Genomic DNA, 23,604 nt, shown 5'->3' on the forward strand with positions numbered 1-23,604 from the left:
CCGGTTCCCACCCCGTGGCGAATGACCAGTGCAAGCAAAAACCCACCGAAAACAAATCGAAGGACTTTCACATGAGCGCCATCAAGCACCGTAAGGTCATCGCGGGCCTCGCCCTCGCCGCTGCAGCTGCCCTCCCGCTCGCGGCCTGCTCGTCCACGGACGACTCCTCTTCCGACAGCAGCAGCACCGAGGTCGCGAAGCCGCTGGCTCGCATCAACGCCCTCTCGGGCGAGGACACGGCCATCGCGCTGGACAAGGGCTTCACCGACGCCCTCACCTCGCTGAAGCTCACGCCCGGCGTCGTCGGCACCGCGAAGCTCACGGACGGCTCGCTCGTCTTCCCCATCACGGGCGGCAACGTGACGTACTTCAAGCCCGGCACGGCCAAGCCGTACGTCATCGGCCAGGTCCAGCACGAGGGCTCGGGCCTGTCGCTCACCGCGGGTGACACCAAGGTCGAGCTGACCAACTTCAACGTCGATCCCGGCATCTCGCGGGTCTACGGCGACGTCTCGGTCAACGGCAAGGTCGCTGCCACCAGCGCCTTCCTGTTCCAGCTCCGTGGCGCCACGCTGAAGCCGCTCCAGACCGAGGGTGACACCGCCATCCTCGAGGGCACCAAGGTCTTCATCTCGCCCGTCGCCGCCGGCCTCCTGAACGACACGTTCGGCACCGACGCCGTCACCGACCAGCTCCTGGTCGGCGTCGCGAAGATCACCGTCAACACCACGCCTGCTTCCTGAGCCGGCGGTCGGCCCCGCCCCGGAGGACTCTTCCTCCGCGGCGGGGCTGACGCAGTGGGCGCGGCGGTGGCACCCCACCGGTGCTCGGACGACGCCGCGCCCACTGCACCCCCACGGACCAGTGCCCCGCTCTCCCGGTGGGAGGAGCGGGGCACTGCCGGTTCCACCCGGCACCACGACTCACCCCACCAGCTCCACCCCGTACGACCGGCACGGCAGGTCGCTTCTCGCGGCCGAAGGGGTCACACTGACCCCGGGACTCCCCCGAGGCAAGGACAGGTGGTCGAGCATGAGACTTCCCACCGTCGAGGACATCGAGAAGCGGATCCCGCGTCCTGAGGACTTCGAGAGCCGCGCCCGGGGCACGGAGCTCACGGCTCGCGTCGGCACCGCCCTCGGCATCGCCTTCGGCATCTGTTTCCTCACCGGGATGTGGAGCCACGTCCAGTACACGCAGCCCGGGTGGCTGCCCATCGGACCCCAGCCCACGCAGCTCTACCGCCTGACGCAGGGCACGCACGTGCTCTCCGGCATCGCGGCCATCCCGCTCCTGCTCGTCAAGCTGTGGTCGGTCTTCCCCCGCCTCTTCATCCGGCCCCCCACCTCCTCGGCCCGCGAGCTCGTGATCGAGGTGCTGGAGCGGGCCTCCATCGGCGCCCTCGTGGGCTCGTCGGTCTTCATGCTGGCGAGCGGGCTGCTCAACATCGCCCAGTGGTACCCGTGGGAGTTCAGCTTCCGCCGCACCCACGAGGCGGTCGCGTGGGTGGCCATCGGCTCGCTCATCGTGCACATCGCGGTGAAGCTCCCGGTCATCCAGCGCGCGTACACCGCCTCCATCGAGCACCCCGAGGCGCACCTCGACCCCGACGCCATCAGCCGCCGCACCGTGCTGCGCGGCGCACTCGCCGCCGCAGGCCTCGCCGTCGTCCTCACCGCGGGACAGACCGTCCCGTTCCTGCGCCGGTTCTCGGTCTTCGCCGTGCGCGACGGCCAGGGTCCGCAGGGGCTGCCCATCAACCGCACCGCCAAGGCCGCCGGCGCCGCCGAGGCCGCCCAGGACCCCGCGTTCGTGCTGGAGGTCGTCGTGGGCGACCGCACCGTCACCCTCGACCGGGACCAGCTGCTGGCCCTGCCGCAGCGCACCCACCGCCTGCCCATCGCGTGCGTCGAGGGCTGGAGCCGCAGCGCCACCTGGACCGGCCCGGCCCTCCGTGACCTCCTCGCGCTGGCCGGCGGCGAGCCCGGGTCCGACGTGACCATCCGCTCCCTGCAGACCCGCGGCGCGTTCGGCGTCTCGCGACTCCCCGCCGCGTACGTCGAGGACTACCGCACCCTGCTCGCCCTCGAGCTCAACGGCGAGACGCTGAGCCTCGACCACGGCTACCCGTGCCGCATCATCGCGCCCAACCGGCCCGGCGTGTTCCAGACCAAGTGGGTCCAGCGCCTGGAGGTGAAGGCATGAGCGAGCCCGCCTCCTCCTCCACGTCGTCCACCACGGCGCTGCGTGGACTGCTCATCGCCGTCGGCGTCGGCTTCGGCCTCTGGGGCCTGTGGCTCATGCGCGACTTCACGTCGGAGCAGCTCATCTCCACCGGGACGTGGCTCGCGGGCGGCATCGTCCTGCACGACGCCATCCTGGCGCCCGTGACGGTGGGCCTCGGCCTGGCCGCGTCGCGCCTGCTCCCCGGTCACTTCCGCGCCGCCACCAGCCTGGCGTTCCTGCTGTGGGCCACCCTCACGGTCGTGTTCGTGCCCGTGCTGAGCGGCCAGGGCGGCAAGCCCGACAACGACACCATCCTCGGCCGTCCCTACCTGCTCAGCTGGCTCGTCCTCACCGGCGTCCTGGCGGGATCGGCCGTGATCGCCGCCCGGCGCCGCCGACGGGTGCGGCACGCCGCACCTGCCGAGCCGCCGCCCGCCTGAGAGGATCGTGGCCATGACGAGCCACGACCGTCCCGATGTCGCCGTGATCGGCGGATCCGGCTTCTACACCTTCCTCGAGGATCCCGAGACCGTGGACGTCGAGACCCCCTACGGGTCGCCGTCGGCTCCCGTGGCGGTGGGCACGGTCGACGGACGCACGGTGGCGTTCCTGCCCCGGCACGGGCCGCACCATCAGTTCCCGGCGCACCGCGTGCCCTACCGCGCCAACCTCTGGGCGTTGCGCAGCCTCGGCGTGCGCCAGGTGCTCGCGCCCTGCGCGGTCGGCGGGCTGCGCCCCGAGCTGGGGCCCGGCACCTTCGTGGTGCCCGACCAGCTCGTGGACCGGACGTCGGGACGCACCCAGACCTTCTACGACGAGGGCGCCGTACACGTGTCCTTCGCCGACCCGTACTGCCCCCGCCTGCGCACCCATCTCGTCGACGGACTCGCCGGCCAGGACCCCGTCGACGGCGGCACCATGGTGGTCATCGAGGGGCCGCGCTTCTCGACCCGGGCCGAGTCCCAGTGGTACGCCGCCCAGGGTGGGTCCGTCATCAACATGACGGGGCATCCCGAGGCGGTCCTCGCCCGAGAGCTGGCGCTCTGCTACGCCACGGTCGCGCTGGTGACCGACCACGACGCGGGCGTCGACTCCGACTCGTCGGTCAGCATGGACGAGGTGTTCAAGGTCTTCGCGTCCCACACCGACACGCTCAAGGGCGCACTGCGCTCCGTGGTCGGCGGGCTCGGCGAGCGCACGTGCGAGTGCGGTGCAGCCGTCGACGACATGACACTGCCGTTCGAGCTGCCGTGAAGATCCTGCTCACCGGCGCCGCCGGGTTCATCGGGACGCACATCGGGCGGATCGCCCGTGAGCGTGGGCACGAGGTCGTCGGTCTCGACGCCTACCTCGAGGCCGCCCACGGTCCCGATGTCGCGCCGGACCCCGCGATCGTCCGTCGCGACCTGCGCACCCACGACGTCGACGACCTGCTCGAGGGCATCGACGTCGTGTGCCACCAGGCCGCCATGGTGGGCAACGGCGTCGACGCCCAGGACCTGCCCGCCTACGCCGAGAACAACGACGCGGCCACGGCCCGCCTGCTGGCCGCCATGGCCCGCGCCGGCGTGGGCGACCTCGTCATGGCGTCGTCGATGGTCGTCTACGGCGACGGGCGCTACACGTGCCCCACCGACGGCGACGTCCCCCCGGCGGTGCGTCGCGACGACGACCTCGAGGCCGGCCGGTACGACCCGCGCTGCCCCGTGTGCGGCGGCGACATCACGTGGCGCGAGATCGACGAGGACACCACGTTCCTGCCGCGCACGAGCTATGCGGCGTCCAAGGTGGCGCAGGAGCACTACGCCTCCGCATGGTGCACGCTGCAGTCCGGTCGCGCCGTCGCGCTGCGGTACCACAACGTCTACGGCCCCGGCATGCCCGCGGACACCCCGTACTCGGGGGTGGCGGCGATCTTCCGCTCCGCCATCGCGCGTGGCGAGGCACCGCGCGTGTTCGAGGACGGCCGGCAGGTGCGCGACTTCGTGCACGTGCACGACGTCGCACGGGCCAACGTGCTGGCCATCGAGCAGGTGACCTCGCACCCCGTCGGTCTCACGGCGTACAACGTGGCGTCGGGCCACACCTTCACGATCGGCGAGATGGCCGCGACCCTCTCCCGGGCAGCGGGCGGCGAGGCCCCCGTGCTCACGGGCGACTACCGCCGCTTCGATGTCCGGCACGTCGTCGCCTCCCCCGCGGCAGCCCGCGAGGGTCTCGGGTTCACCGCCGAGGTCGCCCCCCACGACGGCCTCGCCCGCCTCGCCCACGACCCCCTCCGCACCCGCTGACCCGGTTTACCACGGGGGGTTGGTAAACCGACCCATCCCTACGGAAGCTTCCAGAGGTATGGGTCAGGTTGCCTAGGGAAGGAAAGTTTGCATAGATACCGTGGTAAACCGTCCTGGGGGGGTCACCAGCGGGTGAGGAGCAGGGTCTGCGCGAGCAGGGCCAGCACGACCTGGGACGCGAGCAGGGGGCGGTGCCACCGCTCGGGGAGCAGGAGCGGGAGGGCGACGACCCAGATCGTGAACGGCATCCAGATCCGCTCGACCTCGGCCTTGCTCATGCCAGAGAGGGTGGCGAGCAGGATCGTGACCACCCCGCCGCAGGCGAGCCGCGCCAGGACGGCCTGAGCGGCGTCGGGCGCGTGACGAGCCACGTGGAGCGCCCGGGGGAACGCGGCCCACACGGCGAGGCCCACGGTGAAGGTCCACGCCGCGACGTCGGCCCACACCCAGTACGCGAAGGACCGCTCCGAGGCGATGCCGTCGTAGTAGCGCTCGCGGAGCACGGGGTAGGCCTCCCACCACGAGAACCCCGCCACCGTGAAGGCAGCCACCACGACGAGCGCCCCGCCGAGGGCCCACGGCAGGGGCCGCCACGAGGACCCCACCCACAGGATCGTCACGGCCAGGACGCCGAGCAGCGGCAGCCCGTAGGACAGGTAGACGCAGAGCCCGAGGAGCAGGCCCGCGCCGACCCCGGTGACGGCGGTCCGCACGCCCCCGCTGCGGGTGGCCACGGCCAGCAGGCACAAGCCCCACGCCGCGACGGCGGTGAAGAGGGCGTCGCCGTTCACGCCCATCCACACCACGGTGGGCGCCAGGACGATCCACAGCGCGGCGCCGCGGGCGAGCCGTTCGGTGGCCAGGACCTTGAGGGTCAGCACGACGGCCACGGCGGCGGAGCTGCCGAGGGTGACCACCACGACACCGATCGTGAACGGGTCGGTGATGCCCAGGCGGTCGAGCAGCACGAAGAACAGCAGCGCTCCCGGAGGATGCCCGGCCACGTGCGTGTGCCAGTTGTCGGTGGAGTCCATCGGGATGTGCTCGATGAAGGTGCGCAGCATCGGGCCCACGGCCTTGACGTGCTGGGCGTCGTGGACGTACTCGCCCGAGCGCTCGAAGACCCGGGCCAGCCCGTCCCGGCCCTGCGTCATCGCCACCGTCATGGTCCAGAGCCAGGTGGTGCCGTACGTGAGGGCGAGCACGGCCCGCCAGGAGCACGTGGCCAGGAGCCGGGGCAGCGCCAGGACCAGCACGGCCCCCAGGAGCACGGCCGGCAGCGTGAGCCAGCCCAGGCGGGGGTCCCAGTCGGCGTGCAGCGGCGGCCAGTTCACCTGGACGTCCTCGCCCAAGACCCTCGGCACCACCATCGCGGCCACCACGAGCACGGCTCCTGCGGCGGCCGACCAGGCTGCGGCGCGACGGGAGCTCAGGAGGTCGGGCACGTCGACCACCCTAGGGCGACGGCCCCACCGCCGCCGGACGATCGGCGACGTGAGCGGCGCCACCCGGGCCTGCTCGGATTGGTCGCCCTGGCGACCAAGACCCGGGCCCTCTAGTTTCGAACCATGGGTGTGAGCAGCTGCGACGTCGTGATCCCGTGTCGCGACGAGGCGCTGGCTCTTCCGATCGTCCTCGCCGACGTCCCGGAGGGCTGGGACGTCATCGTCGTCGACAACGGCTCCACTGACGGGACGGCCGACGTGGCCCGCTCCCTCGGCGCCCGCGTCGTCCACGAGCCGCTCCCCGGGTACGGCGCCGCCGTCCACACGGGCCTCCTGGCCGCGACGGCCGAGCACGTGGCCGTGATCGACGGTGACGCCTCGATGGACCTGCGCGACCTCGTCCCCATGCTCGACCTCGTGAGCTCCGGCGAGGTGACCATGGCGGTCGGCCGACGTCGGCCCGTATCGCGCGGCGTCTGGCCCTGGCACGCGCGCGCCGGCACCCTCGCGCTCGCCACGATGATCCGGCGCCGCAGCGGGTTTCCCATCCACGACCTCGCGCCCATGCGGGTCTGCCGCCGCGACGACCTGCTCGCCCTCGGTGTCGAGGACCGCCGTTTCGGGTACCCGTTGGAGATGATGCTGAAGGCGGCTGCAGCGGGCTGGACGGTCCGCGAGCTCGACGTCCGCTACCTCCCCCGTGCTGCCGGCACGCGCTCCAAGGTCTCGGGCTCGGTGCGCGGCACCGCGCGCGTCATCCACGACTTCGCAGGGGTGCTGCGATGAGCCCGACCCTCCTCGTCGTGGCCAAGGCCCCCGTCGCGGGCTTCGCCAAGACCCGCATCGGCATGGAGCGCGGCCACCAGCAGGCCGCCGAGATCGCTGCGGCCTCCCTCCTCGACACCCTCGCCACCGCCACGGACGTGGGGTGGCCGGTGGTCGTCGCGATGACCGGCGACCTCACCCGCGCGGCCCGGCGCGAGGAGATCGAGGCCGCCCTCGAGGGCACGCGCGTCGTCCCTCAGCACGGCGACGGACTCGGCGAGCGGCTCGCCCGCGCCCACCTCGACGCCGACGCCGGCCACGGCGTGGTCCAGGTGGGCATGGACACTCCTCAGGTGACCATCGACGACTACCTCCAGGCGTGGCGGCTGATGACCGACGGCCTCCCCGTCGTCGGTCCGGCGAGCGACGGCGGCTGGTGGCTTCTCGGGGTCCGGCGCGGATCGGACGCCGCCGCCCTGGCCGACGTCGCGATGTCGCGCCCCGACACCGCCGATCGCACGGTCGAGGCCCTAGGCGGCCGGGTGGAGACGCTCCGCACCCTCACCGACCTCGACTCCTGGGCCGACGTCGTGGCCGTCGCCTCCGTCCTCCCCGGCTCGCACCTGTCGGCCGCCGTCACGGAGGTGGCCGCATGAGCAGCGTCTTCGACGTGCCCCCGGCGCTGGACCTGCGGAGCCCCGAGCGGCCGAGCGTCTTCGACCACATGTTCACGGTGGGCTCCGGCCGGTTCGTGCGGCCGGACGGCCGCACCGAGCAGCTCGACGTCGACCAGTGGGCCGGCGACCCCGACCTCGCCGACCGGCGGCTCTTCCTCGACTCCTGCACCGGCCCCACCCTCGACGTCGGCTGCGGACCCGGTCGGCTCGTGGCCGACCTGGCCCGCCGCCTCCCAGCCCTCGGGATCGACGAGTCCCGGGAGGCCGTGCGCCAGGCCCGGAGCCGGGGCGCGGCGGCGCTGCGGCTCGACGTCTTCGACCCCGTGCCGGGTGCCGGTCAGTGGGACCACGTGCTCCTCGCCGACGGCAACATCGGCATCGGTGGTGACCCGGTCCGGCTCCTCGGTCGGGTCCGTGACCTCCTGAGCCCGGGTGGCAACGTGCTGGCCGAGGTGTCGCCGCGCGGCATCGGCATCATCCGCGACGAGCGTCGGCTCTGGGTCGACGGCCGGTACTCCTCGCCCTTCGCCTGGGCCGTCGTCGGGCTCGACGCGATCGAGATGGTGGCCGGCGACGCGGGCTTCGAGGTCGGCAGCATCCGCTCGGTGGCCGGACGGCACGTGGCCTCCTTGCAGGTCGCCTGAGCCTCAGGCCGGCGGCTGCTCGAGGGCTGCGAGGTCGGTGGCGACACCGCCGTGGAGCCGGCCCACCGTGCGCGGCGAGGTGATCACGGGGGACGCCACGGTGCGCACCACCCGCACCCCGTGCGCCTCCAGCCGCGCCACGAGGTCGACGTCCTCGTGCAGCCTCAGCGGTCGGAACCCGCCGACGTCGCGATAGACGGAGCCGTGCACGCCGAGGTTCGCTCCGTGCACGTGCCGGTGCGTGGTCCCGTGGACCCGTCGCCGGTACGCGGCGACCCAGTCCGGGTGCTCCGCCATGGCCTCGGTCGGCAGGACGACCGTGCCAACCACGGCATCAGCGCCGTCGCGCGCGCACGCGAGCTGGGTGACGAGCCAGTCGACGGGGACGAGGCTGTCGGCGTCGGTGAACGCGAGCCAGGTGGCGTCCGATCCCGACCGGGCGTGCGCTTCGTCCTGCGCCAGGACGCCCGCGTGCCGGGCGAGCCCGACGTTGGCGGGCCGCAGGGTCACCACGCGCGCCCCGCGTTCCTCGGCCACCTGGGCCGTGCGGTCGCGGGAGCCGTTCACGACGACGACCACCTCGACAGGGACCTCGACGCGCATCGCTGCGCGCGCGAGATGGTCCAGGCACGCACCGACCGAGTCCTCCTCGTCGCGGGCGGGCACCACGACGCACACACGCCGGACGTCAGGCACGCTCGAGCACCTCGAGCCGGAAGTCGGCCTCCTCGTGCAGGACGACCCGATGCAGTCCCGTGGCGGGGAGGTCAGCGTGGGCCTCGTCGGGACGAGAGGCCGCCTCCTCGAAGTCGTGCCGCCAGTGGACGGCCACGAGGTGGCCGCCGGGCTCGAGCCGCTCGGCAGCGGCACGGCACGTCAGGGCACGGTCGGCCTCGTCGAGGAAGTAGAGGACCTCGGAGATGACGACGAGGTCGAGGGGCCCCTCGGGCCAGTCGTGCGGGAGGGCGCCCGGACGCACCTCGACACCGGGCAGGTCGCGGGAGCGGACCCGCTCGAGCGCCACGGCGACCGGGTCGGAGACGACCAGCTCCTCGCACCGCTCGGCCAGGAGCGCGGTGAGCTCACCGCCGGCGCAGGCCGGCTCGAAGCCCCGCCGGTAGGACTCCCGGGGCAGTGACGCGAGCGTGAGCGCCCGCTTCCGGGTCTCGTAGGGCGCCGACGCGAGCCGCCACGGGTCCGGGTCGGTCCGGTACAGGTCCTCGAAGTAGCCGGGGTCCGTCATGTGATCACCACCTCGGGCGCCTCGAGGGCGTGCCTGAGCAGGCCCGCGCCCACCACAGGCTGGTCCTCCGGCGCCGGCGAGAGCGCCTCCACCTGCGTGACGAAGGCCTGCAGCGCGGCCGCCTTGCGGGCCCGCGCCACCACGTCGTCGTCGACCGAGGCGGACAGCGTGGCAGCGCGGTCGAGCCAGGGCACCGCGCCGGGCTCGGTCCACTCCCAGAGCCACACCGGGTAGTGCCAGACCGTCGCGGTGGCAGGTGCAACGGCGCGCACCACGGCCCCCACCACGTCGTGGTCGGCGTGGCCGTCCTCGTGGAACGGTGCCACCACCAGGGAGGCGTGGGCGAGCAGCGGCTCGAGCGCCGCTGCGAGGGCGGCCGCGTCGGCGGGCAGGTCGGCGTCCCGGAGCCGGAGCCGCTCGACGCGAGGCCCCACGTGACCGAGCAGCGTCAGGGCGGCCACGAGCTCCGGCGGCCGGAGCCTGCGCAGGTCGTCCGGCGTCACGGTCGGGCTGCCGGGGTGGGAGCTCTCGCCGTCCGTGGCCGTCACGAACAGCACGTCGCGATCGGTCTGGCCGCACAGCCAGGCACCGAGGGCGATGACCTCGTCGTCCGGATGGGCCGAGACCACGACGAGCGGTCCGCCCGGATCCACCGCACGTGGCAGGGACAGCTCCGGGAGCCGCTCGCGCCACGACGTCGAGCCGCTCACGGGGCGTCCAGCGAGCCGAGCCGGGCGAGGTCGCGCTCCGCGTGGTGCTGGCGCACGAAGACCTCCAGGTCGGCGACGCGCCGCGCGTGCGCCTCGTCGAAGGCCAGGGGGCCGGGGCCCAGGGCACGGCCCACGTGACGCACCACCGTGTCGACGCAGTCGGCCACGGTGGCCCGGACGCAGTGCGCGAGGTGCTCGGCCGGGGCCACCGGGTCGGCATCGACCCGCCGTGCGGCATCACGGAGCACGGTCTCGGCCTGGTGCAGCGCCACCCGGACCTGTCCCCGGTGGGCCAGTCCGTGGTCGTCCAGCCGGCCGGCCCGCTCCAGGGGCGCCGCCACGGCCCGGGCGCCGCCGAGCCAGCAGGCCGCCACCCCCATGGCGCCGTGCCAGAACCCGGGACGGTCGACGTAGTCGCCCGGCTCCCCCACGGCCTGCGCGCGCCGTCCGTGCAGGTCCACCGTGCGCGTGCCGGCCGCAGCCATGCCAGGGCCCACCCACCCCGGGGCGTCAAGGACGGGCGGGAGGGAGCCGACCTCGAAGCTGATCGCGAAGAGCCGGCTCGTGCCCTCGTCCAGCGCCGTCACGAGCGCGCGGTCGACGAGGTCCGCACCGGAGCAGAACGCCTTGACGCCCTCGAGCACCCAGCCGTCCTCGTCACGCGTCGCCCTGGTCACCGCGAACGGCGGCTCGGCCGCCCAGACCGCCCACGTGCCGTCGGCGTCCCAGGGACCGTCGAGGTCGACGAGGACGGCGTGCGCGTCGTGGTGCGGCTCGACGACCTTGGCCAGGGCGAGGTCGTCCGCGCCGAGCTCCAGGAGCGCCGACCACCGCGCCCACGTCCGACCGCTTCCGGGCAGGGGAAGAGGCTCCGCCGTCGCGTGACGCAGACGGTCGCGGAGCGAGTTTTCCGGCATGGGGCTCCTGACGAGAGATCTCGCTGGAGAAGTACCCCGATCCGACTCCCGTACACGTCGGAACGCCCGCGTGCACGACGTGCGGCCCCGGGAATGCGACGTAGCGTCGTGGGTACCGAACCGATGAACACCGGTGCGGCCCGTGCGGGTCGCACCCACGAACCGAGGGGGACCCATGATCAAGAAGGCACTCGTCCTGGCCGCAGGAGTAGGCGGCTACGTGCTCGGCACCCGCGCCGGCCGCGGACGCTACGAGCAGATCAAGACCCAGGCCGACAAGGTCTGGAGCAGCCCCACCGTGCAGAAGGTCGCCTCCGACGCCCAGGACCTCGCTGCGGAGAAGGCTCCCGTCGTGAAGGAGAAGGCGACGGCCGCAGCCCACCGGGCCACCGGCACGGCGAAGGAGGCAGCCGACCAGGCGCGGTCCAAGGTCGCGGAGAAGGCACCGTCGTCGGACAGCGGCCAGGCCCCGTCGAAGGATGGTCAGTCCACCGACGACCACCTCGAGGGCATCGACCTCGTGGCCGCCGCCTCCGACGTCCCGGAGGAGCCCAAGCATGGCTGACCCGCGACCGACCACGCCCGCCGACGAGGCGAGCCTCGGCGAGCTGGTGGGGCGGCTGAGCGAGCAGTCGAGCCGCCTCGTCCACGACGAGGTGGCACTGGCCAAGGCCGAGCTTCAGGCCAGCGTGAAGCACGCCGGGATCGGGGCCGGACTGTTCGGCAGCGCCGGCTTCTTCGCCCTCCTGGGGGTCATCGCGCTCGTCGGTTCCGCGGTGGCGGGCCTCGCCCTCGTGGTGGACACGTGGCTCGCCGCGCTCCTCGTGGCCGTGGGCCTGTTCGTCGTGGCCGGCGTCGCCGCACTCGTCGGGAAGAAGCAGGTCTCGCAGGTCGGAGGACCCGAGCGGGCCATCGAGAACGTGCAGCAGGACGTCGCCGCCGTGAAGGGAGCCCGGTCATGAGCGGACCCAGCATCTCCGAGATCGAGACCGACATCGAGCAGACGCGTGAGCAGCTCACCGAGACGATCGACGCGTTGGGCCACAAGCTCGACGTGAAGTCCAAGGCCACGTCGCACTGGCAGGAGATCGCGGTCGTCGTGACGACGGCCGTGGCGGTCGTGATCGCCTGGAAGAAGCTCTGATGTCGACGTCCACCTCCATCCGCGGGCGCCACGCCCCCGCACCCGACGACGACCGCAAGCCGGACTCCCCGTCCGACCTGCACCGGCGGTCGTGGACGTACGTCGTGCGCAAGACGGTCCGGGAGTTCTCCCAGGACCAGTGCACCGACCTCGCAGCAGCCCTCACCTACTACGCGGTGCTGGCCCTGTTCCCGGCCCTCGTGGCCCTGGTGTCGCTGCTGGGGGTCTTCGGGCAGGGGCCCAAGACCGTGGACTCCCTCCTGGCGATCGTCGACCAGGTCGGTCCGTCGTCGGCCGTCGACACGCTGCAGCCCACCATCGAGCGGCTCAGCTCGGCGCAGGGCGCCGGCCTCGCCCTCGTGCTCGGTCTGCTCGGCGCCCTGTGGTCCGCCTCGGGCTACGTCGGCGCGTTCGGCCGGGCCATGAACCGTGTCTACGAGATCGACGAGGGACGGCCGATCTGGAAGCTCCGTCCCGTGCAGCTCCTGGTGACGCTCGTCTCGCTGCTGCTCGTGGCGGTGGCCGCCGCGTCGCTGGTCCTCACCGGGCCGGTGGCCGAGGCCGTGGGCGACCAGGTCGGGCTGGGGTCCACCGCGATCCTGGTCTGGGACGTCGCCAAGTGGCCCGTCCTCCTCGCCGTGGTCGTGGTGATCGTCGCGATCCTCTACTACGCCACGCCCAACGTGAAGCAGCCGAAGTTCCGCTGGATCAGTGTGGGTGCCCTGTTCGCGATCGTCGTCTGGATCCTCGCGTCCGCGGCCTTCGGCCTCTACGTCGCGATGTTCTCCAGCTACGACCAGACGTACGGCTCCCTCGCCGGGGTCATCGTCTTCCTGCTGTGGCTCTGGCTCACCAACCTGGCGCTGCTGTTCGGTGCCGAGCTCGACGCCGAGCTGGAGCGTGGGCGCCAGCTCCAGGCCGGCATCGCGGCCGAGGAGACGATCCAGCTCCCCCCGCGTGACACGCGCACGAGCGACAAGGCGGAGAAGAAGCACCAGAAGGACGTCGCCGACGGTCGAGAGCTCCGCGAGTCGGCGGGTCGGAGCACCTCCGACGACGACTGAGCCGTCCCGTCCGTCCCACCGTCCGACCCCGCGCCCACAGTGCGGGGTCGGCCGTTCGGTGTGACCATGGCGGACGTACACCGTCCGTGGCAGCTGCCACGGGCCCCCCGACGGAAGGCAGCACCATGTACTTCGGAGGCTCCATCGCCCTCATCGCGCTCGGCGCGATCCTGTCCTTTGCCGTGCAGGACTCCATCTCGGGCGTCGACCTCGTGATGGTCGGCTACATCCTCATGGCGGCCGGTGCACTCGGCATCGTGCTGAGCCTCGTCGCGGCCAACTCGGCCCGTTCGCGCACCACGCGGCGCGACGACCTCCCGCCCCGCTGACCCGACCGTGGCTCCGCACCCTGCCGCCGACCTGACCGGCCAGCTCCTCGACGGCCGCTACCGGCTGCACGAGGTGCTTGGCTCCGGCGGCATGGGTGCGGTCCACCGGGCCGAGGACACCTGGCTGCAGCGGATCGTGGCGGTGAAGGTCCTCCCCCACACCGCCACCGACGACCTGGCGCGGGCCCGCATGCGGACCGAGGCCCGGCTCGCGGGCTCCCTCCACCACGTCGGGGTGGCGCAGGTCTTCGACTACGTCGAGACGAGCGAGTCGGTCGAGGGCCTCGCCTACATCGTCATGGAGCACGTCGAGGGACACAGCCTGGCCGAGCTGCTGCGCGAGACCGGTCCGATGCCCGTCGAGCAGGTGATGTCGGTGCTCGTGCAGGTGTCCGACGCGCTCGCGGCCGCCCACGCCGCCGGCGTCGTCCACCGCGACGTCAAGCCCGCCAACATCATGCTGACTCCCGCCGGTCGGACCGTGCTCGTCGACTTCGGGATCGCCTGGTCCGACGCCAACGAGCCGCTCACGGCCACCGGAACGCTCATCGGCACGGCCGACTACCTGAGTCCCGAGCAGGCCGCCGGTCGCACCGCCGGCCCGCTGTCCGACCTCTACTCCTTGGGCGTCGTGGCGCACCACTGCCTCACCGGGACCTCACCGTTCCGGCGCGACAGCCAGATCTCCACCGCCGTCGCGCACCTGCAGGACGAGCCGCCCGCCCTCGACCCGTCGGTCCCGGTCGCTGCCCGCGAGCTCGTGTCCCGCCTCCTGGCGAAGCAGCCCGAGGACCGGCCGCAGGGCGCCGCCGAGGTGTCCAGGCTGGCCGCCGCCGTCGGTGCCGACCCGACCATCGACCTGCCTCCCACGCTCGAGACGCCCCTCGCCACGATGGTCGCCCCCGCGGCGCCGGCCTCCTCGAGCACCGGGCCCGCCACCAGCCAGCCGCCGACGACCGCGTTGCCGCTCGCGCCGGCCGTCGCGGCGCCCCAGCCCCGTCGACGTCTTGCCCTCCTGGCTGCACTGGGTCTGGTGCTCGCCCTCCTGGTGGTGCTCGGGGTGGACCGGCTCCGTTCCGGCGGTCCCGGGACCGTCCCCGACCTCGTGGGCATGAGCCTGGCCGAGGCCACGCGCTCGGCCGGCGCAGAGGACCTGACGCTCCAGAGGTCCACCGTCGACGTGCCGGGAAAGGCTGCCGGCGACGTCGTCGAGCAGTCACCCTCAGCCGGGACCACTGCGCCCGAGGACGGCCGGGTCACGGTCCAGGTCGCCTCCGGCAAGGTCCGCTTCTCGGCCGACTCCGTCCTGGGCTCGCCCTACGACGAGGCCGCGTCGCGGCTGGAGGACCTCGGCCTCGTCGTCGAGCGTCGCCCCGTGCAGCGCACAGGCGGCGCCGGGACGGTCGTGGCCCTGAGCCAGTCCGGACGCGTCGCCGACGGCAGCACCGTCGTGCTCTCCGTCGCGGTGGCCCCGCCGGTTCCCACGGCAGCGGCCACCGCGGACCCCAGCACCCCCGAGGACTCCGGCAGGACCAAGGGCGGCGGCCCCGGCAAGGGTGGCAAGGGCAAGAAGCCGAAGTAGGCGCTGCACCCGGCCGCCGTGACCCTGTCCCCGCGACCGTCTAGGTTCGGACCGTGCCTCTCATCGTCCACCGCGCCGACCGGGCCGACGTGCTCGCCGACGGCCTGGCCGGGCTGCTCTCGGAGCCGCCGGACGACCCGTTCGAGCGTGATCTCGTGGTGGTCGCGGCCGAGGGCGTGCAGCGCTGGCTGGCCCAGACGCTGAGCCACCGGCTCGGCACCGCACCGGGGCAGGACGACGGCATCTGCGCCGGCATCGAGCTCGTGCGCCCGCCACGCCTGCTCGCAGAGCTCACCGAGAAGGACCTCCAGGACCCCTGGTCCCCCGAGCGTCTGGCGTGGACGGTGCTCGAGGTCATCGACGACGCGCTCCACGAGCCGTGGCTCGAGGTCGTGGCCCGCCACGTCGGACACGGGATGAGGCCCGCGGAGGAGGCCCTCCGGCGCGGCCGCCGGTACTCCACCGCCCGACGCACGGCCTCGCTCCTGCACGCCTACGCACTGCAGCGCCCCTGGATGGTGCAGGCCTGGTCCGCAGGGCACGACGTCGACGGACAGGGCCACGACCTGCCCGCCGAGTGCCGGTGGCAGGCCGAGACCTGGCGGCGGGTCGAGGCGGCGCTGGATCGCCACCCCTCCCCCGACGCCCGGCTTGCCGCCACCGCCACGGGGCTGCGCGAGGGCTCCCTCCAGCCGCGCCTGCCGCAGCGCCTCTCCTTCTTCGGGCACACCCGGATGCCCGCCGCCGAGCTCGACGTCGTGGCCGCCCTGTCCACCCACCGCCAGGTGCACCTGTGGCTCCCCCACCCGTCCCGGCCCCGGTGGCAGCTCGTCGAGGACCGTGTGCCGACGTGGGGCACCCGGCCGGCCCGCGCCGAGGTCGACCCTCCCGAGACCGGCAACACCCTGCTCACCACGTGCGCGCGCGACGCCGCCGAGCTGGAGATCGGCCTCCTGGGCCTCGAGGTCGACCTCGAGGTCGAGCACCTGGAGCCGCCCGCGCGACCCTCCTCGCTCTTGGGGCTGCTCCAGTCCGACCTCGTCGCGGACCGTCCGGCGCAGCCCGGCGAGCCGTCCGAGCGCCAGGTCGCGGCGGACGACCGATCCGTCCAGGTCCACGCGTGCCACGGCGCGGCCCGCCAGGTCGACGTCCTGCGCGAGGTCGTGCTCGGGCTCCTCGAGGACGACCCCACCCTCGAGCCGCGCGACGTCCTCGTCATGTGCCCCGACGTCGAGACGTTCGCACCGCTCGTCCAGGCGGCGTTCGGGCTCGACGACGTCGAGGGCGTCGAGCACCCCGGTCACCAGCTGCGCGTGCGGCTCGCCGATCGCGCTACCGGATCGGTCAACCCGGTCGCCGAGGTGCTGCAACGCCTCGTGTCCATCGCTGCGGGCGGCCGCACCTCCGCCACCGAGGTGCTCGACCTCCTGTCCCTCGCGCCCGTGCGGCACCGGTTCGCGCTCTCCGACGACGACCTCGACCAGCTGGGCACGTGGGTCACCACCACGGGGGTGCGGTGGGGCGTCGACGCGCAGGCGCGGTCCCGGTGGGGACTCGGCGGGCTGGCCCAGAACACGTGGGCCGCGGGCCTCGACCGCCTCGCGCTCAGCGTGGCCACCGAGCCGGGTCGGCCGGGCGAGGGCAGCCGCCTGGGCGGGGTCCTGCCCGTCGACGACCTCGGCAGCAGCGTCGTGGAGCTGGTCGGACGGGTCACCGAGGCCACCTCGCGGCTCGGGAGAGTGCTCGACGCGGCGTCCCGCCCGCTCGACCTCTCCCAGTGGGTGGCCCTCCTCACCGAGGCCGTCCAGGCGCTCACCAGCACCCCGGCCCGGGAGTCCTGGCAGGTCGACCAGGTCGTGCGGGCCCTCGCAGGACTCGTCGCCGACCAGTCCTCCGGACGCCCGGGCGGCACCCTGGGCGTGGTCGAGGTCGAGGCCGTGCTGGCCCACCTCCTCGCGCCCCGTCCCACCCGCACGAGCTTCCGCACGGGGTCGCTCACGGTCTGCACCATGGTGCCCATGCGCTCGGTGCCGCACCGGGTCGTGTGCCTGCTGGGCCTGGAGTCCGACACCTTCCCCCGCACCCCCACGCCCCTGGGCGACGACGTCCTGGCCAGGCACCCCCTGGTCGGCGAGCGCGACGCCGCGGCGGAGGACCGTCAGCTCTTCCTCGACGCCATCCTGTCGGCCACCGAGCACCTCGTCATCACCTACACCGGCGCCAGCGAGCACACCGGCCGTGAGCTCCCGCCCGCCACGCCCGTCGGGGAGCTGCTCGACCAGCTCGCCCGCACGGCGCCCTCCCTCGACGTGCGCCATCACGTCGTCACGCGTCATCCCCTGCAGTCGTTCGACGCACGATCCTTCACCCCCGGTGCGGTCCTCGGACCCGGGCCGTTCAGCTTCGACACCGCCGCCCTGGCGGGAGCCCGGACCACGCAACGTCCGCCGGAGCCGGCCCCGCCGTTCCTCGCCGCCCCTGTGCCGCCGCGGTCCACCGAGGTCGTCACCCTCGACCAGCTCCGCGGCCTCGTCGCCCACCCGGTCCGCTCGTTCGTCCGCGAGGTGCTCGGCGTGACCCTCCAGCGCGAGGCCGAGCCCGTGAGCGACGCCATCCCGCTCGGGCTCGACCACCTGCAGCAGTGGCAGCTCAACGCCGAGATCCTCGACGAGGTCCTGGGCGGCGTCACGGGCCACGAGGCCGAGGCAGACGCCCGACGCAGCGGCGTCCTGCCCCCCGGCGCCCTGGCCGACGAGGTCCTGCGCTCGGCTCGCGAGACCATCTCCGGGATCTACGCCGTGGCGGACCCGTGGCGCACCGACGAGGCCCGCAGCGTCGACGTCGACCTGGCGCTGCCCGACGGCCGCCGGCTCGTGGGCACGGTGTCCGGGCAGCACGAGGGCCACGGCCTCGTGGTCACCCCGTCGCGGATCGGTCCCAAGCACCTGGCGGCCGCCTGGATCGACGTCCTCGCCCTGGCGGCCGACCCCCACGTCGCCGCGGTCCCCGTCCACGTGGTCGGCCGGGTCCGCGAGGGTCGGACCACGCGGGCCGGCGTGCGCAGCCTCCGACCGCCCGAGGCCCCCGACGTCCTCGGGCACCTCACCGACCTCCTCGACCTCTGGGAGCTGGGCATGACCGCCCCGCTGCCCCTGCCGGTGAAGACCTCGTACGCCTTCGCCGAGGCCCTGCGGCGCACCACCGTGGGCAACGCCGAGCGCATCGCCGAGCCCGAGTGGGTCGGCAACCGCAACCACGACATCGACGGCGAGGACGCCGACCCGTACCACGTGCAGGTGCTGGGAGCCGGGACCTCGTTCGCCCGGCTCGTGCGGCTCGAGGTGGCAGGCCTGGGGCTCCACCAGCTGGCGCCGCGCCTGTGGAACCCCCTGCTCGACCACGTGGGGAGCCCGGCATGACCACGCCCGAGGCTCCTCAGGAGTTCCGCATCGAGGACCCGCTGCCCACGGGCACGCTCCTGCTCGAGGCCAGCGCCGGCACCGGCAAGACGTGGGCCATCGCCGCCCTGGTCACGCGATTCGTGGCCGAGGACCGGGCCCGCCTGGAGGACCTGCTGGTCGTCACGTTCGGGCGGGCCGCCAGCGCCGAGCTCCAGGACCGGGTGCGAGAACGGCTCGTCCAGGCCGAGGCCGTCCTGTCGGGACAGTCGCCCCCTCCGCCCGACGACGCGCTGCTGATGCTGCTGGTGCGCGTCGACGACGTGGAGCGCGCTGCCCGCACCCGACGTCTGCGCCGCGCCATCGGTCAGTTCGACGAGGCCACCATCACCACCACCCACGGGTTCTGCCACGCCGTGCTGAGGAGCCTCGGCACCACCGGAGACGTCGAGCCGGGCTCGGCGCTCGTCGAGGACGACCTCCAGATCGTCGACGAGGTGGTCTCCGACCTCTACCTCCGCGCGGTCGGCCTGGGAGCGACGCCTCCGTTCACCCCCGACGAGGCCCGCACGCTCGGCCGCAAGGCCGTGGAGGACCCCGCCGCCCACCTGCTGCCCACCGATGCCGAGCCCGACTCCGTGCCCGACCTGCGTCGCCGGTTCGCCGCCGCCGTGCGTGAGGAGTCCGCGCGTCGACGCCTCGCCGCCAGGACCCTGTCGTACGACGACCTCCTGCAGCGCCTGGCCGAGGCGCTCGAGGATCCCGGGTCGGCCGCCGGCACGGTCATGCGCGAGCGCTGGAAGATCGTCCTCGTCGACGAGTTCCAGGACACCGACCCCGTGCAGTGGCGCATCCTGGAGAGCGCGTTCGTGGGGCACTCCACCCTCGTGCTCGTCGGCGACCCGAAGCAGGCCATCTACGCCTTCCGCGGTGGCGACGTCCGCACCTACCTCGATGCCGCAGCCGTCGCGCAGGCGCGACGCACGCTCGTCGTCAACCACCGCAGCGACGCCCCGCTCGTCGCGCGCGTCGACGCCCTCATGCACGGAGCGGCGCTCGGCGACGAGGAGATCGTGGTGCGTCCGGCACGCGCAGCCCGCGAGGGCTCCCGCCTCCACGACCCCCGGACGTCGGAGCCGTTCCGCCTGCGGGTCCTCACCCGCGAGGACGCCGAGGCCTCGCCGGGCAAGGACGTCCCCGTCGGCACGGCACGAGGCCTGGTCGCGGCCGACGTGGCCGCCGACGTCAACGCCCTCCTGGCCGGTGGCGCCACGTTCGACCCCGGCGACGGTGCCCGGCCGGTCCGTCCCGGCGACGTCGCCGTCCTCGTCGAGCGCCACGCCGACGCCGAGCTCGTGCAGGACGCCCTCGCCCGCCTGGGGGTCGCGGCAGTGCGCGGCAGCGGGACCGACGTCCTGCAGAGCCCCGCGGCCGACCACTGGCTCACGCTCCTGGCCGCCATGGCCGCGCCCCACCGCAGCGGACTGGTGCGGGCAGCCGCCCTGGGCCCCTTCCTGGGATTCTCCGCGGCCGACCTGGCCTCCGACTCCGACGACCAGGTCACCGACGTCGTGGCCGCCCGGCTGCGCGACCTCACCGAGATCCAGCGCGACCGCAGCACGGCCGAGCTCGTGGAGACCCTCGTGGGCGACGCTGCCGTGGTCGAGCGCATCCTGCGGGTCCAGGGCGGGCGTCGGCTGCTCACCGACCTCGAGCACGTCGGGCAGGTGCTGCAGCAGGCGGCGCACGACACCGGTCTCGGTCTCGTCGGCGTCCTGGGCTGGCTCACCGAGCACCGGACCGACGGTCCCGTGGGCGACCGGTCCCGCCGGCTCGACAGCGACGCCGACGCCGTCCAGATCGTCACCACGTACGTCAGCAAGGGGCTCCAGTACCCCGTGGTCTACGCCCCGTTCCTGTTCGACCGCTACGTCGGCCGCGCCACCTACCCGCGGCTGCACGACGCCGATGGCCGGCGCGCGCTCGACGTCGGAGGCAGCGGCCCGTCCTGGGACGTCCACACCAGGGTGGCCCGGGCCGAGCTGGCCGGCGAGGCCCTGCGGCTGCTCTACGTCGCCATGACCCGGGCCCAGTCCCGTCTCGTCATGCACTGGGTCCCCACCTCCAACGGCCGCCACGCGGCGCTCACGCGCATGCTCTTCCGACCTGAGCCGGATGCGGCGCACGTCCCCGACGAGTGGGTCCCGCCCACCGACACCGACGCCGTCGCCCGGGCCCGGGCCTGGGAGGCACGTGGGGGTCCGGCGGTGGAGCGCATGCAGACCGTTCCCACCGAGCCCCTCGAACGGCCCGCCCCCACCGTCGAGCTCTCCGCCCGAGCGCTCACCCGCACCGTCGACACCACGTGGACCCGCACCTCCTACACCTCGCTCGTGCGTCGCGACGAGAGCCGGTCCGTGGGCAGCGAGCCGGTCGAGACCGGCCCCGGCGACGAGGTCGACGTCGTCGTGCAGGACGAGTCCGACGCCGGTCTGGGTCCCTCGCCGTGGGGAGGCATCGCGGGAAGCGCCGAGCTGGGCACCCTCGTGCACGGCGTCCTGGAGGACGTCGACGTCGACCGGCCCGACCTCGCGGCCGAGGTGCACCAGCGCCTCGAGGAGCAGCTCGCCCGCCGACCCCTGGCGGTGGAGCCCGACGTCCTCGTCCCGGCGCTCGTCGACGTCCTCCGCACTCCGCTCGGACCGCTCGCCGACGGGCTCACCCTCGCGGAGGCCCTGGCGGCCCGACCGTTCCGTGAGATGGACTTCGAGCTGCCGCTCGCCGGTGGCGATCGCGACCGCATCGGCGGCGGGCCTGCGCGCCGCGCCGGCACCCTGGCCCACGTGGCCGACCTGATGGAGCAGCACCTGCCCGCCGACGACCCGCTGCGGCCGTTCGCCTCCCAGCTGCGCGACCCCACCCTGCGGGGTCGCACGCTGCGCGGCTACCTCACGGGGTCCATCGACCTCCTCCTGAGACTCGAGGGCGGCCGCTCGCTGGTCGTCGACCACAAGACCAACCGCCTCGAGGGACCGGACGGCGGGCTGGAGGCCTACGCACCCGAGCACCTCGCCGACGCCATGCTCCACACCACCTATCCGCTGCAGGCCCTGCTGTACGCCGTGGCCCAGCACCGCTTCCTGCGGTGGCGGCTCCGGGGCTACGAGCCCGACGAGCACCTCGCAGGCGTGCTCTACCTCTTCGTGCGCGGCATGACCGGGCCCGACGTCCCTCGCGGCGCCGACGGAACGCCGTACGGCGTCTTCGCCTGGCGTCCGCCCTCCGCCCTCGTGCTCGCCCTGAGCGACCTGCTCGACGGGTCCGCCACCAGGAGGCCCGCATGACAGCCGAGTCCGCCGACCTCGCCGCCGAGCAGCCCCAGCCCATCGACCCGTTCAGCCGCCAGTCGGTCCGCGGAGCCGACGGGCTGCTCGGTCACCTCAACACCTGGGGCGTCCTCGAGCCGGCCGACGTCCACGTGGCCCGCACCATCTGCCGTCTGGCCCAGGACGAGGACGACTCCGTCCTGCTCGCGATCTCCCTCGCCGTCAGGGGGGTCCGGCTGGGATCGTCCTGCGTCCACCTCGGCTCCGTCGTGGCCGACCTGCGCCTCCAGCTGCCCCACGTCACGTGGCCCACGCTCGTCGACGACCCCGTGGCCTGGCTCGCGCGGGTGTCGTCGAGCCCGGTCGCGTCCGGGACCGACCGTGTCCTCGTGGTGGAAGGTCCACTCCTGTACCTCGCGCGCTACCACGGGCTGGAGGTCTCGCTGTGCGACCGGCTCGTCGGTCGTCTCACGCCCACCCCGCCGAAGGTCGACGAGGCGCTGCTGCGCCACGACCTCCACCGGCTCTTCGGCGAGCCGGGCTTCGAGCAGCAGCGCGCGGCAGCCGACGCAGCGGCCCGCTCCTGGACCACGGTCCTCACCGGCGGCCCTGGAACCGGCAAGACCACCACCATCGCCAGGCTGCTGGTCGCCCTGGAGTCGCAGCACCGTGCCTCCGGGTCCACCCGACCCCTGAGCGTGGGCCTGGCCACCCCCACGGGCAAGGCCTCGGCCCGCATGCGGGAGGCGCTCGTGGGCGCGGCCACCGACACTCCAGCCTTCTCCGCCGAGGAGCGTGCCTGGCTCCAGGGCCTGCAGACCGTCACGCTGCACCGGCTGCTCGGGGCCCGGCCCGACCACCGCACGGCGTTCCGTCATCACGCGGGGCAGAAGCTCCCCCACGACGTCATCGTCGTCGACGAGACGTCCATGGTCTCGCTGCTCATGATGGAGCGGCTCGTGCAGGCCGTGCCCGCCTCGTGCCGGCTCGTCCTGGTGGGCGACGCCGACCAGCTCGCCTCGGTCGAGGCGGGGGCCGTCCTGCACGACGTCGTGGAGGGACTGGGCGGGCTCGCATCCCCCTGGGTCACCCGGCTGAGCCGCGGGCACCGCTTCGACGGCGCCGTGAGCGACCTCGCCGAGGCCGTGGTCGAGGGCGACGCCGACCGTGCCCTCGCCGTGCTCACCGGTCCCGACGAGCACGTCCGCCTCGTCGCGCCGGAGGACGTCTCCACCGTCATCGACGCCCGGCCCCGTCAGCAGGCCAGGGCCATCGCCCGGGCCGCGTCCGAGGGCGACGCGGCGGGGGCCCTCGCGCTGCTGGCCGAGCACCGGCTGCTCTGCGCCCACCGCGACGGACCGGCCGGCGTGAGCCACTGGAACGAGCAGCTCGAGCGCGAGGTCCGCCCGTACCCCGACGCCCAGCGTCCCTGGTACGTCGGCCGGCCCGTGCTCGTCACCCGCAACGACGCCACCCTGCGGGTCAACAACGGCGACGTCGGCGTCACCCTCGACGACGCCGACCGTCTCGTCGCGCATCTCGACACGGGCCTCGTGGTGTCCGCGGCCCGTCTCGCGTCCGTCCAGAGCGCGTACGCCAGCACCGTGCACCGCAGCCAGGGAAGCGAGTTCGAGCACGTCACGCTCCTGCTCCCCGACGAGGAGTCGCTCGTCCTCTCCCGCGAGCTCCTCTACACGGCTGTCACCCGGACGCGGTCCAGCCTCACCGTGGTGGCCCGGCCCGAGACGGTGCGCCGCGCCGTGGAGCACCGCACGGCGCGTGCCAGCGGTGTGGCCGGCCGGCTCGCCGCCGCTCTCGAGACGAGGGACTGAGCCGGGCCCGG

The 23,604-nt window shown here is 73.7% G+C and carries 22 protein-coding genes; 17 read left to right on the forward strand and 5 right to left on the reverse strand.

From position 1 onward, the window contains the following. The first annotated feature begins 71 nt into the window (after positions 1-71). The 5 genes from ASD11_RS09915 to ASD11_RS09935 all read left to right on the forward strand — a co-directional run bounded on the left by ASD11_RS09915 (position 72) and on the right by ASD11_RS09935 (position 4,517). On the forward strand, positions 72-743 hold the full coding sequence (locus ASD11_RS09915) for a hypothetical protein (protein ID WP_056286534.1): 672 nt from the start codon (positions 72-74) through the stop codon (positions 741-743). A 289-nt stretch (positions 744-1,032) separates the two neighbouring features. Beyond that, a complete protein-coding gene (locus ASD11_RS09920) occupies positions 1,033-2,205 on the forward strand; it encodes a molybdopterin-dependent oxidoreductase (RefSeq protein ID WP_056286537.1) in 1,173 nt (390 codons plus the stop codon). Then, positions 2,202-2,666 (forward strand): hypothetical protein, encoded by a 465-nt coding sequence (locus ASD11_RS09925; RefSeq protein WP_056286539.1) that lies wholly within the window; start codon positions 2,202-2,204, stop codon positions 2,664-2,666. The genes ASD11_RS09920 and ASD11_RS09925 overlap by 4 nt, the downstream gene beginning before the upstream one ends. Before the next feature lie 13 nt (positions 2,667-2,679). Then, complete coding sequence (locus tag ASD11_RS09930) at positions 2,680-3,480, forward strand: S-methyl-5'-thioadenosine phosphorylase (protein ID WP_056286542.1); 801 nt, start codon at positions 2,680-2,682, stop codon at positions 3,478-3,480. Next, positions 3,477-4,517 (forward strand): NAD-dependent epimerase/dehydratase family protein, encoded by a 1,041-nt coding sequence (locus ASD11_RS09935; RefSeq protein ID WP_056286545.1) that lies wholly within the window; start codon positions 3,477-3,479, stop codon positions 4,515-4,517. The genes ASD11_RS09930 and ASD11_RS09935 overlap by 4 nt, the downstream gene beginning before the upstream one ends. Before the next feature lie 122 nt (positions 4,518-4,639). Here the strand turns inward: ASD11_RS09935 and ASD11_RS09940 are convergent, their stop codons facing one another. After that, positions 4,640-5,962 (reverse strand): hypothetical protein, encoded by a 1,323-nt coding sequence (locus ASD11_RS09940; protein WP_156464676.1) that lies wholly within the window; start codon positions 5,960-5,962, stop codon positions 4,640-4,642. Positions 5,963-6,085: 123 nt separating this feature from the next. Here ASD11_RS09940 and ASD11_RS09945 point away from each other — a divergent pair, with 123 nt between their 5' ends. Genes ASD11_RS09945 through ASD11_RS09955 form a run of 3 tightly spaced genes read left to right on the forward strand, consistent with a single transcriptional unit; the run spans position 6,086 to position 8,048 of the window. Further along, on the forward strand, positions 6,086-6,748 hold the full coding sequence (locus tag ASD11_RS09945) for a glycosyltransferase family 2 protein (RefSeq protein WP_056286548.1): 663 nt from the start codon (positions 6,086-6,088) through the stop codon (positions 6,746-6,748). Then, complete coding sequence (locus ASD11_RS09950) at positions 6,745-7,383, forward strand: TIGR04282 family arsenosugar biosynthesis glycosyltransferase (RefSeq protein ID WP_056286551.1); 639 nt, start codon at positions 6,745-6,747, stop codon at positions 7,381-7,383. Before ASD11_RS09945 ends, ASD11_RS09950 begins: the two co-directional genes overlap by 4 nt. Next, complete coding sequence (locus ASD11_RS09955) at positions 7,380-8,048, forward strand: class I SAM-dependent methyltransferase (RefSeq protein WP_235503292.1); 669 nt, start codon at positions 7,380-7,382, stop codon at positions 8,046-8,048. The genes ASD11_RS09950 and ASD11_RS09955 overlap by 4 nt, the downstream gene beginning before the upstream one ends. A 3-nt stretch (positions 8,049-8,051) precedes the next feature. Here ASD11_RS09955 and ASD11_RS09960 read toward each other — a convergent pair whose 3' ends face one another. From ASD11_RS09960 to ASD11_RS09975, 4 genes are read right to left on the reverse strand one after another with little or no spacing between them, the layout of a single operon-like run. Further along, a complete protein-coding gene (locus ASD11_RS09960; protein ID WP_056286554.1) occupies positions 8,052-8,744 on the reverse strand; it encodes a glycosyltransferase in 693 nt (230 codons plus the stop codon). Beyond that, the gene (locus tag ASD11_RS09965; protein WP_056286555.1) at positions 8,737-9,291 is read right to left on the reverse strand and encodes a class I SAM-dependent methyltransferase; all 555 of its coding nucleotides are present in this window, start codon (positions 9,289-9,291) and stop codon (positions 8,737-8,739) included. The genes ASD11_RS09960 and ASD11_RS09965 overlap by 8 nt, the downstream gene beginning before the upstream one ends. After that, a complete protein-coding gene (locus tag ASD11_RS09970) occupies positions 9,288-10,001 on the reverse strand; it encodes a PIG-L deacetylase family protein (protein WP_056286558.1) in 714 nt (237 codons plus the stop codon). The genes ASD11_RS09965 and ASD11_RS09970 overlap by 4 nt, the downstream gene beginning before the upstream one ends. After that, positions 9,998-10,918 carry a hypothetical protein gene (locus ASD11_RS09975; RefSeq protein ID WP_056286561.1) on the reverse strand — a complete coding sequence of 307 codons (921 nt, stop codon included), beginning with the start codon at positions 10,916-10,918 and terminating at the stop codon, positions 9,998-10,000. The genes ASD11_RS09970 and ASD11_RS09975 overlap by 4 nt, the downstream gene beginning before the upstream one ends. A 175-nt stretch (positions 10,919-11,093) precedes the next feature. On the opposite strand from ASD11_RS09975, the gene ASD11_RS09980 reads away from it, so the two are divergent. From ASD11_RS09980 to recD, 9 genes are all read left to right on the forward strand, one after another. After that, positions 11,094-11,483: a hypothetical protein gene (locus ASD11_RS09980; protein WP_056286564.1), complete on the forward strand. Its 390-nt coding sequence runs from the start codon at positions 11,094-11,096 to the stop codon at positions 11,481-11,483. After that, entirely contained in the window at positions 11,476-11,880 is a 405-nt protein-coding gene (locus ASD11_RS09985) for a phage holin family protein (RefSeq protein WP_056286565.1), read from the forward strand. Before ASD11_RS09980 ends, ASD11_RS09985 begins: the two co-directional genes overlap by 8 nt. Further along, entirely contained in the window at positions 11,877-12,062 is a 186-nt protein-coding gene (locus ASD11_RS09990) for a DUF3618 domain-containing protein (RefSeq protein WP_056286568.1), read from the forward strand. The genes ASD11_RS09985 and ASD11_RS09990 overlap by 4 nt, the downstream gene beginning before the upstream one ends. Next, a complete protein-coding gene (locus ASD11_RS09995; RefSeq protein WP_056286569.1) occupies positions 12,062-13,126 on the forward strand; it encodes a YihY/virulence factor BrkB family protein in 1,065 nt (354 codons plus the stop codon). The genes ASD11_RS09990 and ASD11_RS09995 overlap by 1 nt, the downstream gene beginning before the upstream one ends. A gap of 125 nt (positions 13,127-13,251) precedes the next feature. Continuing rightward, entirely contained in the window at positions 13,252-13,455 is a 204-nt protein-coding gene (locus ASD11_RS10000; protein ID WP_056286572.1) for a DUF6458 family protein, read from the forward strand. A gap of 7 nt (positions 13,456-13,462) precedes the next feature. Then, complete coding sequence (locus ASD11_RS10005) at positions 13,463-15,037, forward strand: protein kinase domain-containing protein (RefSeq protein ID WP_056286574.1); 1,575 nt, start codon at positions 13,463-13,465, stop codon at positions 15,035-15,037. 53 nt (positions 15,038-15,090) lie between these two features. Beyond that, complete coding sequence (gene recC / locus ASD11_RS10010; RefSeq protein ID WP_056286577.1) at positions 15,091-18,456, forward strand: exodeoxyribonuclease V subunit gamma; 3,366 nt, start codon at positions 15,091-15,093, stop codon at positions 18,454-18,456. Then, the gene (locus ASD11_RS10015) at positions 18,453-21,779 is read left to right on the forward strand and encodes a UvrD-helicase domain-containing protein (protein ID WP_056286580.1); all 3,327 of its coding nucleotides are present in this window, start codon (positions 18,453-18,455) and stop codon (positions 21,777-21,779) included. The genes recC and ASD11_RS10015 overlap by 4 nt, the downstream gene beginning before the upstream one ends. After that, positions 21,776-23,593 carry an exodeoxyribonuclease V subunit alpha gene (gene recD, locus ASD11_RS10020; RefSeq protein ID WP_082554272.1) on the forward strand — a complete coding sequence of 606 codons (1,818 nt, stop codon included), beginning with the start codon at positions 21,776-21,778 and terminating at the stop codon, positions 23,591-23,593. The genes ASD11_RS10015 and recD overlap by 4 nt, the downstream gene beginning before the upstream one ends. Positions 23,594-23,604 lie beyond the last annotated feature (11 nt).

The organism is Aeromicrobium sp. Root495, assembly GCF_001426755.1.
GTDB lineage: Bacteria > Actinomycetota > Actinomycetes > Propionibacteriales > Nocardioidaceae > Aeromicrobium.

Bases quoted from the DNA above. Each gene is read 5' to 3' on its own strand.
- recD (WP_082554272.1), top strand. From the start codon at position 21,776: ATGACAGCCGAGTCCGCCGACCTCGCCGCCGAGCAGCCCCAGCCCATC.
- ASD11_RS09990 (WP_056286568.1), top strand. From the start codon at position 11,877: ATGAGCGGACCCAGCATCTCCGAGATCGAGACCGACATCGAGCAGACG.
- ASD11_RS10000 (WP_056286572.1), top strand. From the start codon at position 13,252: ATGTACTTCGGAGGCTCCATCGCCCTCATCGCGCTCGGCGCGATCCTG.
- ASD11_RS09995 (WP_056286569.1), top strand. From the start codon at position 12,062: ATGTCGACGTCCACCTCCATCCGCGGGCGCCACGCCCCCGCACCCGAC.
- ASD11_RS09945 (WP_056286548.1), top strand. From the start codon at position 6,086: ATGGGTGTGAGCAGCTGCGACGTCGTGATCCCGTGTCGCGACGAGGCG.
- ASD11_RS09915 (WP_056286534.1), top strand. From the start codon at position 72: ATGAGCGCCATCAAGCACCGTAAGGTCATCGCGGGCCTCGCCCTCGCC.
- ASD11_RS09975 (WP_056286561.1), bottom strand. From the start codon at position 10,918: ATGCCGGAAAACTCGCTCCGCGACCGTCTGCGTCACGCGACGGCGGAG.
- ASD11_RS09950 (WP_056286551.1), top strand. From the start codon at position 6,745: ATGAGCCCGACCCTCCTCGTCGTGGCCAAGGCCCCCGTCGCGGGCTTC.
- ASD11_RS09955 (WP_235503292.1), top strand. From the start codon at position 7,380: ATGAGCAGCGTCTTCGACGTGCCCCCGGCGCTGGACCTGCGGAGCCCC.
- ASD11_RS09930 (WP_056286542.1), top strand. From the start codon at position 2,680: ATGACGAGCCACGACCGTCCCGATGTCGCCGTGATCGGCGGATCCGGC.
- ASD11_RS09985 (WP_056286565.1), top strand. From the start codon at position 11,476: ATGGCTGACCCGCGACCGACCACGCCCGCCGACGAGGCGAGCCTCGGC.
- ASD11_RS10015 (WP_056286580.1), top strand. From the start codon at position 18,453: ATGACCACGCCCGAGGCTCCTCAGGAGTTCCGCATCGAGGACCCGCTG.
- ASD11_RS09980 (WP_056286564.1), top strand. From the start codon at position 11,094: ATGATCAAGAAGGCACTCGTCCTGGCCGCAGGAGTAGGCGGCTACGTG.
- ASD11_RS09965 (WP_056286555.1), bottom strand. From the start codon at position 9,291: ATGACGGACCCCGGCTACTTCGAGGACCTGTACCGGACCGACCCGGAC.
- ASD11_RS09920 (WP_056286537.1), top strand. From the start codon at position 1,033: ATGAGACTTCCCACCGTCGAGGACATCGAGAAGCGGATCCCGCGTCCT.
- ASD11_RS09925 (WP_056286539.1), top strand. From the start codon at position 2,202: ATGAGCGAGCCCGCCTCCTCCTCCACGTCGTCCACCACGGCGCTGCGT.